Origin of the sequence: Allostreptomyces psammosilenae (assembly GCF_013407765.1) — a bacterium.
GTDB classification, from domain to species: Bacteria; Actinomycetota; Actinomycetes; order Streptomycetales; family Streptomycetaceae; genus Allostreptomyces; species Allostreptomyces psammosilenae.
Genome location: NZ_JACBZD010000001.1, coordinates 633,773 through 648,505, shown reverse-complemented (window position 1 = coordinate 648,505; position 14,733 = coordinate 633,773). Strand labels below are relative to the sequence as shown.

General features: G+C 75.5%; 11 protein-coding genes and 1 pseudogene. 6 read left to right on the top strand and 6 right to left on the bottom strand.

Features of this window, described 5'->3' with window-relative positions; genetic code table 11:
- Positions 1-9: 9 nt before the first annotated feature.
- Positions 10-1,830: a sensor histidine kinase gene (locus FHU37_RS02470; RefSeq protein ID WP_312892388.1), complete on the bottom strand. Its 1,821-nt coding sequence runs from the start codon at positions 1,828-1,830 to the stop codon at positions 10-12.
- A gap of 227 nt (positions 1,831-2,057) precedes the next feature.
- Here FHU37_RS02470 and FHU37_RS02465 point away from each other — a divergent pair, with 227 nt between their 5' ends.
- Complete coding sequence (locus tag FHU37_RS02465) at positions 2,058-3,122, top strand: tripartite tricarboxylate transporter substrate-binding protein (protein WP_246449538.1); 1,065 nt, start codon at positions 2,058-2,060, stop codon at positions 3,120-3,122.
- A gap of 41 nt (positions 3,123-3,163) precedes the next feature.
- Here FHU37_RS02465 and FHU37_RS02460 read toward each other — a convergent pair whose 3' ends face one another.
- Positions 3,164-4,033 (bottom strand): hypothetical protein, encoded by an 870-nt coding sequence (locus FHU37_RS02460; RefSeq protein WP_312892387.1) that lies wholly within the window; start codon positions 4,031-4,033, stop codon positions 3,164-3,166.
- 316 nt (positions 4,034-4,349) lie between these two features.
- Here FHU37_RS02460 and FHU37_RS02455 point away from each other — a divergent pair, with 316 nt between their 5' ends.
- Complete coding sequence (locus FHU37_RS02455; RefSeq protein ID WP_179812575.1) at positions 4,350-5,549, top strand: MFS transporter; 1,200 nt, start codon at positions 4,350-4,352, stop codon at positions 5,547-5,549.
- 135 nt (positions 5,550-5,684) lie between these two features.
- The gene (gene prcB / locus FHU37_RS02450) at positions 5,685-6,530 is read left to right on the top strand and encodes a proteasome subunit beta (RefSeq protein ID WP_179812574.1); all 846 of its coding nucleotides are present in this window, start codon (positions 5,685-5,687) and stop codon (positions 6,528-6,530) included.
- 95 nt (positions 6,531-6,625) lie between these two features.
- On the opposite strand, the gene FHU37_RS02445 is transcribed toward prcB, so the two are convergent.
- On the bottom strand, positions 6,626-7,438 hold the full coding sequence (locus FHU37_RS02445; RefSeq protein WP_179812573.1) for a methyltransferase domain-containing protein: 813 nt from the start codon (positions 7,436-7,438) through the stop codon (positions 6,626-6,628).
- Between the two features lie 28 nt (positions 7,439-7,466).
- Here FHU37_RS02445 and FHU37_RS02440 point away from each other — a divergent pair, with 28 nt between their 5' ends.
- Complete coding sequence (locus tag FHU37_RS02440; RefSeq protein WP_179812572.1) at positions 7,467-8,018, top strand: helix-turn-helix domain-containing protein; 552 nt, start codon at positions 7,467-7,469, stop codon at positions 8,016-8,018.
- A 26-nt stretch (positions 8,019-8,044) separates the two neighbouring features.
- Here FHU37_RS02440 and FHU37_RS27380 read toward each other — a convergent pair whose 3' ends face one another.
- Positions 8,045-9,628 carry a hypothetical protein gene (locus tag FHU37_RS27380; RefSeq protein ID WP_218903916.1) on the bottom strand — a complete coding sequence of 528 codons (1,584 nt, stop codon included), beginning with the start codon at positions 9,626-9,628 and terminating at the stop codon, positions 8,045-8,047.
- A gap of 775 nt (positions 9,629-10,403) precedes the next feature.
- Between FHU37_RS27380 and FHU37_RS02430 the strand changes: the two genes are divergently transcribed.
- Entirely contained in the window at positions 10,404-11,528 is a 1,125-nt protein-coding gene (locus tag FHU37_RS02430) for an SMP-30/gluconolactonase/LRE family protein (protein ID WP_179812571.1), read from the top strand.
- Between the two features lie 369 nt (positions 11,529-11,897).
- Here FHU37_RS02430 and FHU37_RS02425 read toward each other — a convergent pair.
- Positions 11,898-12,839, bottom strand: a pseudogene (locus tag FHU37_RS02425) (IS481 family transposase); the annotation flags it as partial.
- A gap of 334 nt (positions 12,840-13,173) precedes the next feature.
- Complete coding sequence (locus FHU37_RS02420) at positions 13,174-13,995, bottom strand: class I SAM-dependent methyltransferase (RefSeq protein ID WP_179812570.1); 822 nt, start codon at positions 13,993-13,995, stop codon at positions 13,174-13,176.
- 76 nt (positions 13,996-14,071) lie between these two features.
- Between FHU37_RS02420 and FHU37_RS02415 the strand changes: the two genes are divergently transcribed.
- Positions 14,072-14,680: a TetR/AcrR family transcriptional regulator gene (locus FHU37_RS02415; protein WP_179812569.1), complete on the top strand. Its 609-nt coding sequence runs from the start codon at positions 14,072-14,074 to the stop codon at positions 14,678-14,680.
- Positions 14,681-14,733 lie beyond the last annotated feature (53 nt).

The window sequence follows — 14,733 nt, the reverse complement described above, 5'->3', positions numbered from 1 at the left end:
CCGCCGCGGTCACGACCGCGCCGCCGCGCGCGCCGACCGGGGGACGTCGGAAGCATCCGGGACGTCACCCGCGAACACTCCCTCGGCCGGCGCCCCCTCGGCCGCCGGCGTGGCGGCGGTCAGCGGTGGCAGGCGCACCGTGACCACCGCGCCGCCGTCGTTCCCCAGTTCCACGGTGCCGCCGCGCCGCGAGCAGACCATCCGCACCAGCGCCAGCCCGACGCCGCGCGCGCCGTGCCCGGCGGTGGGCTGCTTGGTGGACACCCCTCGGGCCAGCACCTGTCCCATCAGCTCCTCCGGGAACCCCGGCCCGGTGTCCCGCACGGTCACCGTCGTCGTGCCGTCCGCGTCGGCGCTGAGCAACACCTCCACGCTGGCGCCGGGCAGCGGCTCCACCGCGTCCAGCGCGTTGTCCACCAGGTTGCCGACGACGGTGACCAGGTCGGCGGAGGTCTGCTCGTCCCCCCGCCCCAGGCTGGTGTCCGGGGCGAGCCGGAACGCCACGCCGCGTTCGGCGGCCAGGGACGCCTTGGCGATGAGCAGGGCGGCCAGCGCCGGGTCGGCGACCCTGGCGGTGACGTCCTCGTTGAGCCGCGCCCGGGTGCGGGCCAGCCCGGAGATGAAGCGGACCGCCTCGTCGTACTCGCGCAGCTGGATCAGTCCGGAGATGGTGTGCAGCTGGTTGGCGAACTCGTGGGTCTGCGCCCGCAGGGTGTCGGTGAGGTTGCGGGCCGAGCCGAGTTCCTGCTGCAGGGCCAGCAGTTCGCTGCGGTCCCGCAGGGTGGTCACCGAGCCCAGCTCCCTGCCGTCCCTGGCGATCGGCATGCGGTTGACGACGAGCGCCCGCCCGGCCACCACCAGCACCTGGTCGCTGCCGGGCGCGGGCGTGCCGGCGAGGGCCGCGGCGACCTCCGGTGGCAGGCCCAGGTCGGACAGGTGACGGCCGACGCAGTCCGCCGGCAGCCCCAGCAGCTCGCGGGCGCCGGCGTTGACCAGCGTGACCCGGTGGTCCGGGTCGCAGGCCAGCACGCCCTCGCGCAGTCCGCCGAGCATGGCCTCGCGCTCCTGGACCAGCGCGGCGATGGAGCGCGGCTCCAGGCCGAGGGTCTGCCGCTTGACCCGGCGGGCGAGCAGCAGCGAGCCGCCGGCCCCGAGTGCCGCGGCCACCCCCAGGTGGACGGCCAGGTCGGGGGCGGCGGCGGCGATCGCCTCCCAGGTCGTGGGGTAGTGGTGCCCGACGGCCACCACGCCGACCACCGCGCCCCCGTCGGCCAGCACCGGGGTGTAGGCCACGACCGAGCGGGCGCCGTCCACCTCGGCGGTCGCCGTGGCGGCGCGTCCGGCCAGCGCCTCGGGGGCGATCACGGCGAGCGGGTGCCCCACGTCGTCCGGGTCGGGGGCGGCCAGGACGACGCGGTCCGGGCGGGCCACGATCACGAAGGAGGCACCGGAGACGGCGCGGGCGTCCTCGGCCACGGCGGTCACCGTGCGGTCCGTGCGGTCCACCGACCGCCCGTCGTCCGCGCCGTCGGGAGGGTTGGCCAGCCGGTCGCGCAGCAGGGCGTTCGCGGCGACGTTCTCCGCGATGGCCAGCGCCCGGCGGCCCTCGACGCGTTCGAAGGTGTTCTCCGTCTGCGCCAGGGAGACCCAGGCGACGGCCGTGACCACGGCGGCCACGATGACGAACTGGAAGGCGAGCAACTGGCCGGCCAGGGTGGCGTGCCGGCCGCGCGGGCGGCCGGTGGTCCCCGCCCGGGAGCGCCGGGGGCGGAGTACCGAGGCCCGCGACCGGTCGCCGCGCGGCGTGGGCTCCTTCGCCCGCCCTGTCACTCTGTGTCCTCCTCGGTCTCGGCGCCCACATCGGCCCCGACCTTTCGACGTTCCGGGTGCCATCCTGCGGGAGCTCCCGGGCACGGTCCACGGCGCCAGCGGTGAACGATACGTACACAAGTGTCACGCTTCGGTCCGGTCGGCCACCATGGACGGGAGATTCGGGCAGCCGTCCAGCGAGCCACCGGTGCTCCGGCGCGGGCGGCAGCAGGGCCGGACGACACGGTATGGCAGCACGGGAAGGGGGGCGGGCGATGGAGGCGGCGGCCCGGACGCCGAGCGGCCCCCGGGCCGGCCGTGGCGTGTCCCGGCGCACCCTGCTGACCTCGGCGGTGGCCGGCGGGGGCGCCCTGGCGCTGCTCGCCGCCGGGCTGCGCAGCGACGACCGGGGGTTGCGCGGGCTGCGCCTGATGGTGCCCAACACGGCCGGCAGCGGCTACGACATCACGGCCCGCACGCTCGCCGAGGTGCTGGCCGAGACCGGCGCCGCCCCGGACGTGCAGGTGTTCAACCTGCCCGGGGCGGGCGGCACCGTCGCGCTGGCCCGGCTGTTCAACGAGGCGGGGAACGGTCTGCTCGGCCTGATGATGGGCCTGGGCACAGTCGGCGCGGCCTACGCCGATGGCAGCGGCCAGGCCCGGCCGTGGCTGGCCGCTGCCACGCCCGTCGCCCGGCTGGTGGAGGAGCCGGAGGTCGTGGTGGTGAGCGCGGACTCGCCCTACGCCGAACTGTCGGAACTGCTGGAGTCGTGGGCCGCCGCGCCGGCCACCATGCGCGTCGGCGGCTCCTCCACGCCCGCCGGCCCGGACCAGCTGATGCTGATGCGGCTCGCCGACGCGGTCGGTGTCCCGCGGGGCCGCGTGGACTACGTGAACTACGACGGCGGCGAACTGCTCCCGGCGATCCGGCGCAGCGAGGTGGCGTTCGCCATCTCCGGTGTCGGGGAGACCCTGGCCCAGGTGCAGGCGGGCGAACTGCGCGCGCTGGCGGTCACCAGCGGCCGGCCGCTCCCGCACTATCCGGCGCCCACGCTGCGGCAGCAGGGGCTGGACCTAGTCTTCACCAACTGGCGCGGTCTGCTGGCGCCGCCCGGGGTGGACGCGCGGCGGCGGGAGGCCCTGCGGGCGGCGGTGGAGGTCGCGCGGGGGTCGGCGCGCTGGCGGCGGGCGTTGGAGCGCAACGGCTGGACGGACGCCTTCGCGACCGGCCAGGAGTTCGCGGACTTCCTCCGGGACCAGGGCGAGCGGGTGGACGCCACGCTGCGCGGTTCGGGCGGGGCCCTGCTCGGCTGAGCGGTGGGTCTTCCGGCGGGGCGTTGTCAGGCGGGCCGTTGTCAGGTGGAGCGACCGGCCGCGCGGAGGCGGCCGAAGGTCCACCCCCGGCCGTCGGGGTCGAGCGGCCGGGAGGCGGTGGCGAGCAGGTCCTCCGCCCGGCGGACGGACAGCCGGCCGCGCCCGCTGATCGGGCAGCGGTCGCGGGCAGGGGTTCCGGCCGGCGCGCGGCGGTCGGTGAGGAAGAGCGGTCCCGAGGCTCGCCCGAGCAGCAGGGCGGGCAGCACGGCGGCGGCGCGCCGCCCGTACCGCCGGTGCTCGAACGCCGGCCGGCCGTCCGGGTGCCGCAGGCGGAGCCGGAGCGTTCCCGCGCCGAGGTCGACGTCGGTCACGTCCAGCGCGAGGGCCTCGGCGGCGCCGACGTCGCTCTCGTGGGCCAGCCGCCACAGCGCCTGCTCGCGGGCGGGCACCGGCAGCCGGAACAGCGCCGCCAGGCTCCGCGCCGACTCCTCCGGCAGGCCGCCCGGAGCGGCCTCGGGACGGCTGACCGGGTGCATCCGCAGCCCGGCCACCGGGTCGCCCTGGATCCAGCCGGCCCGGTACCACCAGGCGCAGGCGCCGCGCAGCACGGACAGCTCCCGGTTGGCCGTGCGGGATCCGCCGGTCTCGGCCCGCTCCCGGTGGGTGCGGGCGATCCGGGCGGCGGCGGTGGGCTCGTCCAGCACGGCGAGGGGGACCAGTGGCGGCATCGCCCCTCGGCGCGCGGCACCGGCGGGCGGTGTGCGGTCGACGACCACCCATGCCCAGCGGGCGAGCGAGATGCGGTAGACGCGCCGGCTGTCGGGGCCGAGCCGGCAGGCGTCCAGATAGCGCCGCACGGCCTCGGAGAACTCCACCGGCGCCGTCCCGGCGGCCCCCGCCCGTGTTCCCACGCCCACCTCCCGAATATCCGCGTGCTCATTATGCCACCGGGAACGCGCATTCCCGCCCCGTCGGAGAAGGGCCCGCATTTACCGCCGCAGCATTCCCGAGGAGCGGCGGTAAACAACTCCCGAGTTGCCGCGTTTACCGCCGCAGGCGCCTTTCCAGCATTACCGCACGGAGCTCCGGCGACTTTTTCCAGAGTTTTCTTGATTTCCCGCGACCGCTCTGGCCAGCATGTGGGGCATGCGTCGTCCTCCTTTTTCACGGCGGGCGCCGGGCGGTCCGGCCATTCCCTCCCCCGTGCGCTGGTACCTTTCCGCGTTCTTGCTGTCCACCTTCGGGGACACCGCGATGCTGCTGGTCGCCGGTATCTGGGTGAAGCAGTTGACCGGTAGCGACAGCCTGGCCGCGCTGGTCCAGGTGTGCGTGTGGGGTCCGACGCTGTTCGGTCCGCTGCTGGGCCGGCTGGTGGACCGTTTCCCCCGGCGTGCCTTCCTGGTGGCGCTCAACCTGGTGATGGCGGCGCTGCTGCCGGCGCTGTTCCTGGTGCGGGAGGAGCGGCAGGTGTGGGTGGTGTTCGCCGTGATGGTGCTCTACGGGGCGAACTATGTGCTCTCCGGGGCGGCGGAGCCGGCGCTGCTCAGCCTGCTGGTGCCGGCGGAGGCGCTGGGCGGCCTGCACGGGGTGCGGATGGCGGTGGCCGAGAGCTGCAAACTGCTGGCCCCGGCGGTCGGCGCGGGTCTGTTCGCCTGGCAGGGGGCGCCTCCGGTGGTCGCACTGGACGCCGCCACCTTCGTGGCCGCGGCGGTGCTGCTGACCCGCGTGCGGGTGGTCGAGCCGCCCCGCAAGCCCGAGGACGGGGCCGAGCGGGAGTGGTGGCGCCGGAACCGGCCCGGGCGGAGGCCACCGCGTGCGACGGCGCGGCTCGGCGACGATCCGGTGCTGCGCCGGGTGGTGCCGGCCGCCGCCGTGGCCCTGGTCGGCTGCTGGTTGCGCCAACCGATGCTGTTCGCCGTCGTGGACGAGGGCCTGGGCCGCCCCGCCACGTTCCTCGGGGTGCTGACCACGCTGCAGGGCGCCGGCTCGGTGGCGGCCGGGCTGTCCACGGGGTGGGCGACCCGCCGGTGGGGCGAGGTGCGGACGGTGGTGCTCGGGATGCTCGTGGCGTCGGTGGGCGTGCTGCTGTCACTGCCGCCGTGGACACCGGCGGTGGCGCTGTCCAGCCTGCTGTGGGGGTTCGGCGTGCCCTGGATACTCGCCGGCGCGCTGACGTTGGTTCAGGTCCGTACCGCGCCAGCCGTCCAGGGGCGGATGGTGGCCACGGCCACCTCGCTGCTCTACGGCTCGAACGGCCCGGTGATGGTGCTGGCGACCGTGCTGCTGGCCCGCACCCACCACGCGCCGCCGCTGGCCGTGACCGGACTCCTGGGCCTGGCGGCCACCGCCTGGGTGTTCCCCCTCGCCCGGCGGAGGGGCCGCCGGGAGCGAACGGGGCGTCAGGCCGCTTCGCCCGTCGTGGAATGAGGCCGGGGCGGGCAGGCGTGCGGAGGCCGAGGTCGGGGTATGGTGCGGCCGAAGGGGTGATCTTCGAACTCGTGCGCCACACACGAGCGGCACGGGGAGACGCGGGGAGACACGGGAGACGCGGGGAGGGGCTCGATGGGAGTCGGTTGGGAGAGCACGGGCGGGCTGCCGCCCGCCTTCACGGCGGCCGGATCGTCGTCCTTCCTGGAGTTCCTGTCGGCGCACGCCCCCGACCTGCTCCCCGGCAACCGGGCGCTCGCTCCGGCACGGGACTCCTTCGAGGCGCCGCACGGCACCACGGTGCTGGCGGCGACGTTCGAGTCGGGCGTACTGGTCGCCGGCGACCGGCGCCTGACGATGGGGAACGTCATCGCCCACCGCGAGTACGAGAAGGTCTTCCCCGCGGACGAGTACTCCGCCGTCGCCATCGCCGGCACCGCCGGACTGGCGGTGGAGATGGTGCGGCTCTTCCAGCTCGAACTGGAGCACTACGAGAAGATCGAGGGCATGCCGCTGTCCCTCGACGGCAAGGCCAACCGCCTCACCGCGATGGTCCGCGGCAACCTCGACATGGCGATGCGGGGCCTGTCGGTGGTCCCGCTGTTCGCCGGTTACGACCTCGACCAGGCCAGGGGCCGCGTCTTCTCCTACGACGTCACGGGCGGCCGGACGGAGGAGCGGACGTTCGCCGTCACCGGCTCCGGCTCGGTGTACGCGCGCGGCGCCCTGAAGAAGCTCTACCGCGAGGGGATGTCGGAGCAGGACGCGGTCACCGTCGCCGTCCAGGCGCTCTACGACGCCGCCGACGAGGACACGGCCACCGGCGGCCCGGACCTCACCCGGGCGCTGTTCCCCCTGGTCACCGTGGTCACGGAGGACGGCTACCGCAGGCTCTCCACCGACGAGGTCGCCGACGTCGCCCGCGCGGTCGTCGACCGGCGTCGGAGCGCGCCGGACGGCCCGCGCGCGCCGCTCCTGTAGCACCACTGGCGGCACCGCCCAGCACGGACCGCGGGCGCGGACGGGCGGGCGCGGACGGGCGGGCGCACGGACGCCCGGGCCGGCGCGGGCAGCCGCTAGGCCGGGCGCCGGCCGGCGGCCAGGAAGATCGGGACGGCCAGCAGGAGCCGTCCGGTCCGCGCCCGCCGGGTCTGCTCCGCGCACCAGGCGCGGGCCTGCTCCGGGCCGATGGCGCCGGCCGCGCGTGCCGCCTCGGCCAGTCCGAGGGCCATCGGGAGCAGCTCCGGCTCGGTGAAGACGCTGGTGTGCGCCTCGACGGCGACGTCCCGGAAACCGGCGTCGAGGAGCAGGCCGCGGTAGCCACGGGACGCCCGGGGGCTGGGCAGCTGGTCGGCGCGGGCGTGCACGATGGCGCGGGTCAGCTCCGCGTCGTCGGCGTCGACGACGAGCGCGTCCCAGTCCTGCCCGATCAGGACGGCACGGCCGCCGGGGGCCAGCACCCGGCGCGCCTCCTCGGCCGCCCGGGCGGGGGCGTCGAGGACGTGGTAGACCTTCTCGGCCCGGTAGCCGTCCAGCGAGCCGTCCGCGAAGGGGAGCCGACCGGCGTCCGCCTGACGGAAGTCGGCCGCGGGCCAGCGCCGCCGGGCGGTGCCGAGCATCCGCGGGTCGACGTCGACGCCGACGGCCCGTGCCCCCAGCTCGGTCAGCTCCGCGACGGCGCGTCCGGCGCCACAGCCCACGTCCACGACGCGGCTGCCCGGTCCGGCGCCCAGCAGGGCGTAGGAGCGTTGTCGCAGGGCGCGGGCGTCGGGCCGCTCGTCCACCGCGTCCAGACGACTGATCAGGGCGCCGGTGTCGTCGGACGGGTGGGCCGGGGCGCGGCCGGGGGCGGGGCTCGGGATGGGGCTGGGGATGGGGTGCGTGGACATGGGGATCAGCCTGCGAGTTAATGTCGACATGAAGTCAAGCGAGGCCGATGGCCCGCTGGCGATCGGCGCGCTGGCGGCCCGGTTCGGCCTGCCCACCCATGTGCTGCGGCACTGGGAGTCGATGGGCCTGCTGGAGCCCGAGCGGGATCACGCCGGTCGCCGCCGCTACGGGCGACCGGACGTGGTCCGGGTCGCCGCCGTCCTGCGCGCCAAGGAGGCGGGGCTGAGCCTGGAGAGCATCCGCCAGTTGCTCGCCACCGCGGACGTCGACGCGCGCCGCCGGGTGATGGCCCGGCACCGCGACGACCTGCGGCAGCGCATGGAGCGGATCCGGGCGGCCCTGGAGATGCTGGACTGCGCGATGGGCTGCCGGCACGCCGACCTCGCGACCTGCCCGCACTTCCGGCGCGCCGTGGCCGAGCCGGCGCGCGAACCGGTCGGCGAGCCGTTCGGGGCGTCGTCCACCGAGCCGTTCCCCGCGCTGTTCACCGAGCCGTTCGGGGAGCCGTTCCCCGAACGGCTCGGGGAGCCGGGCGGGGACACCCACGGGGAGTCGTCGGGCGGACGGCCGGAGGGCTGAGCGTGCGAGGATCGCGGGGTCAGCGGTCAGCGGCCCCACAGGCCCCGACGGCGGCCGGCGCCGGGCTCCTCCGGCAGGCCGCGGCGTCGTAGGGCGGTGGCGATGTCGCGGTAGCGCTCCTGGTCCTCCGCCCGCACCGCCGCCGTGAGCAGGGCGTTCAGCTCCTCCTCACGCCCCTCCTCGACGAGGTGCTCCACCAGCCCCGCGATCTCCTCGGCATTCCTGGTCCCGACGGCGACCCGCAGCAACTCGCCCGCCTCCACGCCGCCCACCCCCAGCGCCGCCAGCACGGCGGCCAGCTCCCGGGGCGGTCGCGAGGCGGTCTGCGCCAGCAGGTAGTGGAGCGAGTCGGCGTGCCCGGCCGGCGCCACCCGGTGCAGCCCGACGACGATGGTGGCGATCTGCTCCGCGCCACGCGAGGCCGCCTCCCACAGCAGCGTCGTCACATCGTCCGGCCTGCCGTTCCGCTCCAGGGCGACGACCAACGCGGGGACGTGCTCGGCCGGCCAGCCCGCGGTCTCCCACAGCAGGGCGTGCACGGCCTCGGACCGCCCCTGCGCACGCAGTTCGGCGAGCCCTCCCGCGAACTGCCGGGCCCGTTCCCAGCCGGGCAACGACTCGGCGGCCACGGTGCGCCGCGCCGCGCCGCCGCCCCGCCCGGTGCCGTCGGCGGAGCCGGCGCCGCCGGTGCCGCCGGCGGAGCCGTGGAACCGGGCGCCGCGCGGCGTGGGTGCGACCGCGACCGGCTCGGCGGTCAGCGGGACGGAGTCGGGTGCCTGCCCCGCCGCGTCCCCCGGATGGCCGTCGAGGACCAGGCCGAACGGGGCGTCGAGCGCGGGCCCCTCGACCTCGTCCTCCTCGAAGCCCCCGTGGAAGCGGGCCCCCCGCGGGCGCGACGGCCGCGTCCGGCCCCGGCCGCCCCTGCCGCCCCGGCCGGTCGGCGCGGCATCAGGAGGTGACGGAGCGGCGGGGACGGGCAGAGCGCCGGGGGATGACGGAGCGCCGGCGGCCGGAGACGGGGCCGGAGCGGCGGCCCCGGGCGGAGTCGGCACGGCGGCCGGGGCGGGATCGGGGGCCTGGGCCGGGGCGGCGCCGTGCACCGCAGCGGCGGGCGGCGTGCGATCGGTCCGCTCCGGGCGCCGGGGAGCGTGGAACGCGTCCGCTCCCGTGCTCGCGCGCCTGCCCGCCTCCTCCCCCGCCGGTTCGAGCAGCGACGGCGTGCCCGCCGGGCCCGGGCGCTCCACCCAGCCCGCCTCCGCGATCCACCGCTCCAGGGCGGCGCAGCGGTCCGCCGCGCGGGCGTGCTCCTCCCACACCCGGGTCAGCTCGACGTGCAGGTCGGCGAGTTCACGTTGGGTCCGGACGGACTCGGTGCCGTCGCCGCCGGACGGGCGGTCAGCACGGGCCAGCTCCTCCAGGTAGTGGCGGCGCACGTCGACCGCCTGACGCAGTGCGTGCTCCCGCTCCGCGGCCGTCCGGCGCTCCCGGCGGGCGGCGTGCAACTGCCGGAGCAGTTCCCCGGGGCCGGCGCCCGGGGCCGACGCGCCCATGGGGTCGGTCGGCGGACTCGGCGCGGGGTCGTGTGCGCTGCCCGGACGGCCAACGGCCATGCTCGTCCTCCACTCGCGTGCCGGCACCCCTCGGCCGGGTCCGTTCCGGAGCCATCCGGCGGGTCCGGCCAGGCGCACCACGTCGTGTACGGCCCACGCTCCCGAATGCCGGCGCGCGCGGCGACGGGTCGGTGATGGACGGCCGGCGACGGGCGGCCACCGGGCGTCCGGCGGGCCGCTGTCGAGGGACCGGCGCACCGACGGGCCGACGGGGGCGTGCGCCGTCGGCGCCCCCGACACGCGTGTGGCCGGCCCACCGACGATCGGGCTCGCGGGCGGGGGCCCCATCCTCGCGGGGATCCGCCGGGGCCCGCGACCACCGTCGTGTTACGAGCCTGCTACGGGCAGTTTTCCTCCGGCCGATCGCGGTTGCCGAGCGGCTGTGCGGCTGTGTGCGCCCGGTCCCCCGGGTCCGTCCGGGCCAGGACGCGCCGCTGTGACCTCGGCTTCGAGTGACGGTGGACCAGGAGTCCAGCGGGTCTCACCAGCATCGTGCGCCACGGGGCCTCCTCCGCCGGCCCGGTGTCGGCCCGCCACCGGGTCGACACCGGGCCGGCGTGGAACGCCGCGCGCCGCGGTCGTCGACCCACGCCCGCCCCGCACGCCCCCGTCCACGAACTCCGCACCACGACCGCGCCGACGAACTCCCCGCCACGACCGCGCGACAGCCGAATCAGGCGCGCGGTCCGCGATCCAGCGAACCGCGAACCCGCCGAACCCGCGATCCAGCGATCCAGCGATCCAGCGAATCCGCGAACCCGTGAAGGAGCGACCCTTGCCGCCCTCGCCGATGCACTCCCCCGGTGGCCATCCGACCCGCCGCCCCTCCCGCCGCTCCCTGCTCCGCCTGGCCACCGGCTGCGCCGTGGGCGCGGCCGGCACGGTGGGCGCCCTGGGTGGGGCGCTGCCCGGCGCGTCGTCGGCGGCGTTCGCGGCCTCACTCGACGGCGGCCCGCGCGCGGCGGCGGCCCTGGGCCGGCGGGCGGGCGCCGTGCCGCTGGCGGAGACCCTGGTCGTCGCCGCGCCGGAGCTGTACCCGGAGGGTGTCGCGTGGGATCCCACTCGGCAGGCGTTCCTGGTCAGCTCCACCACCGGGGGCAGCGTCTCGGTGGTGACGCCCGACGGCACGGTGACCGAGCTGGTGCCGCGGATCGGGGAGTGCGCCATCCTCGGCCTCACCGTGGACGCCCGGCGCGGGCGCCTGCTGGTCGCCTACAACGACTACCACCGCCGTCAGTACAACCCGACCGACGCCCCGCCGGTGTCGGGCGTCGGGGTGTTCGACCTCGCCACCGGGGCCACCCTGGGGCTGGTCGACATCCTGATGGGGCGGGAGCGGTCGTGCGCCAACGACCTGGCCCTGGACGACCGCGGCAACGCCTACGTCACCGACTCCGCCTCCGACACCCTGTTCCGGGTGGCGCCCGACGGCACGGCGACGGCCCTGGTGAGCGATCCGCGCTGGGCGGCGCACAACATCGGGCCGAACGGCATCGTCCACCACCCCGACGGCTACCTGCTGCTCGCCCGCTACGACGGCGGCCGGATCTTCCGGGTCGACCTGCGGCGGCGGACCCGGCCGGAGGTCACCGAGGTCACCCTGGACCACCGGCTGACCACGATCGACGGCATGGCGCTGCGGCCGGACGGCACGCTCGTGGTGGTGGTCAACAACCTGGGCATCGCGGAGTACTCGCCCGCCGGGCGGGACGCGGTGGTGCTGCTGGGGTCGGACGACTCCTGGCGGAGCGCCACCACGATCGAGGACCAGCCCTGGCCGGTGCAGGACCCGACGACGGTCGCGGTGACCCCGCACGGCGACTATGTGCTCAGCGGGCGTCTCGGGGTGCTGTTCGCGCAGGTCGGGACGGCCGGCGACTTCGTGCTGCGACGGCGCTGAACGTGCGGCCGGTTCCGCCGTGTCCCGGGGCGCCGGGTGGGGCGGAGCCGGCCGCCGGGGGTGTTCGGGCGCCCGGGTCTTCGGGCGCCGGGGGCTTCGGGCGCCCGGGTCTTCGGGCGCCCAGGTCTTCGGGCGCCGGGGTAGCCCTGCCCTGCCCTGCCCCACCCCCAGCCGCCCCGCCGTGACGTTTCTCCACAGAACCAACCAGCCCTCTTGCGCTCGCCATGAACCAAGCGCTACCCCTGGTGAACAAGGGGGGTTCGCGGTTATCCACAGCGCGAAGAACCCCCTTGCGCACCCCGCCCACCATCCCCTACCCCTGGTAAACAAGGGGCGCCGCGGATATCCACAGCCCGAAGAACCCCCCTTGCTGTATTGCCCCGTGGGGTTGTTGACGCGGGTGATGGGGGGTTGGCCTCCGAGTGCGGTGTGGTTGCGATGGTAGTTGTAGGTGTGGAGGAAGGTGGTCAGGGCGTCGGCGCGTTGTTGGTTGCTGGTGTAGGGCTTGAGGTAGGCCCATTCCTCGGTCAGGGTGCGGTTGAAGCGTTCGACCTTGCCGTTGGTCTGGGGGTGGTAGGGGCGGGTGCGTTTGTGGGTGATGCCGCCGGCGGCCAGGACGTGGCGCCAGCGGGCGGAGGTGTAGCAGGGTCCGTTGTCGGTCAGGACGCGTTCGACGGTGATTCCGTGTCGGTGGAAGAACGCGCGGGCGCGGATCCAGAACAGGGCGGCGGTGGTGGCGGTCTCGTCGGGCAGGATCTCGCTGTAGGCGAGGCGGGAGTGGTCGTCGACGGCGCTGTGGAGGTAGCTGTAGCCGACGCGGTGGCGTTTGGCGGCTTGGCGGCCGTGGACGCGCCAGCCGCCTCCGTCGGGGATGTTGCCGAGTTTCTTGATGTCGACGTGGACGAGTTCGCCGGGGCGGGAGCGTTCGTAGCGGCGGATGACCCGTCCGGTGGGGCGGTCCATCCAGGCCAGGCGGTTCATTCCGTGCCGGGTGAGGATCCGGTGCACGGTGGAGGCGGGCACGCCCACCAGTGGGCTGATCCGCGCCGGGCCGAGCTTGCGTTCTGTGCGCAGGGCGATCACCTTCGCCTCGATCCCGGGCGGGGTGCGATGCGGCGTGGACCGTGGCCGGCTCGGCCGGTCGAACAGGCCTTCCAGGCCTTCGGTCCGCCACCGGCGGACCCACTTGTGGGCGGTCGCGCGAGAGACGCCCATCTCCGCGGCGACATGCGCTACCGGACGCCCCGAGGCGACCCGCTGGATCAGCAACTGTCTGCCCTGGAACGTCAACCGGGCGTTAGGGTGGGACACACGGACCTCCGGGCGTGGTGTGGAGCCTAGACACCTCCACCACACCGGAGGTCCTCCCTGTTGATCAACCCCCCAGCGTCAACAACGCTCATGATCAATACACCTTGCGCCCCGAGCCGGCGAGCACTATCCCGGAGTCGACCAAAACCTGCTGCACGAGTGCCGTCTCCTGGTGCAGGCGATGATCACGACGCGGCGCTGGGACCGCGACGACCAATTCCCGACGGGCGCCGGCTGGGCGCGGGGCGGCTCGGCCGGATCCGCGCGGCGCTCGATCGGCGGGAGCCCGGAGGCCCGCGGCTGATCACGGGCGCGGGGCCCTGCAACCGGCGAATCACGGGGTGTCGGCGCGTACCGCGGTGGTCGCCAGGGTGGTGTACTGCATCGTGAAGCGGCCCCCGAGGGCGTCGACCGCACGGCCGACCGCGCCGAGTACCTCGGCCAGCTGATCGGGACGGAGTCGGGTGAGGCCGCCGGTGGTGGGGAGCAGATCCAGCCACTGGTCGCGCGTGTAGGACTGCTCCCAGTCGAACCGCCACTGTTCCGGCTCGTCGAACTGCCCGGTCTCGCGGATCCTGTCGGCGATCCGCGCGTATCCCGCCTGGTACGTCTCCAGCGGACGTCGCGCCGGCTGACCGCTCAACGGCGAGTCGGGTGCCACCCGCCGGTAGGCCGCCGCGAACGGCTCGGCCACCTCCACAGGCGGCTCGAACACGTGCCCGAAGACCGCCAGCCGCCCGTTCGGACGCAGCACCCGGGCCGCCTTCGTGGCGCCGACGTCCGGGTCAACCCAGTGCCACGACTGGGCGGCGATCACCGCGTCGAACGCACGGCCGGCCGGCTCCCAGGCTTCGAAGGTGGCCACCTCGACCGGCAGGCCGCGGGCCTGCGCGAAGTCGGCCATCCGCGGGTCCGGTTCGACGCCGAGCACGGTGCAACCGGCGGCCTGGAACTGGCGGGCCGCGATGCCCGTGCCGCAGCCGACGTCCAGCACGTCGGGCCCCGGGCTCCCGGCGACTACGCGCGCCACCAGGTCATCGGGGTAGCCCGGTCGCGCCTGGTCGTAGCGGTGCGCGTCCATGCCGAAGGACTCGGCGATCTGTCGAGCCTGGTGCGATCGCGCCGGCTCTGGTTGCTCTCGCGGTAAAGTGGGCATGCGTTCACTTTAGTGGGCAAGCGCCCACACGTGTCAATCGATGCCAGGAGCCTGGCGCACGAGAGGAAACCGACCAGTGCCGACCGGGGTACACCTTCGCGACGCGCGGCAGCAGCTGTTCGACGCCGCCGAACGCGTGCTGCTGCGGGAGGGCCCGAACGGGCTGACCAGCCGGGCCGTCACCGACGAGGCGGGCTGCGCCAAGGGCGTCCTGCACCGGCACTTCGCCGACTTCGACGCCTTCCTCACCGAGCTCGTGCTCGACCAGGCCGCACGGCTCGAGGCGCAGGCGCACACCCTGCACGAGTCCGTCGGCACCGGCACCGTGGCCGGCAACCTCACCCGCGCGCTGACCACCCTGTTCGGACCGATTCCGTTGGCGATCATCCCGCTCATCACCTTCCGCGACGAGTTGCGCGCGCGGCTGCGGCAGGCCAGGCCCGGAGGCGGCATCGCGATCCTCGCCCAGGTCGCGACCGCGGTCTCCGCCTACCTGGCCGACGAGCGGGCGGCGGGCCGCATCTCGGCCGACGCCGACATCGACTCGCTCACCCTCTCCCTGGTCGGAGGCGGGCACCTGCTGTTCACCGAGCGCGCCCCCGAGCCGCCGACCACGGCGAGCGTCGACAAGCTGGTGACCACGGTCCTCGCCGACGTCGTGCAACGGCGGCCACGCTCGACCTGACACGCGGCCCGCGGCGCGGGGCCCCGCACAGGCCCCGCACCGAACCAGCCCCG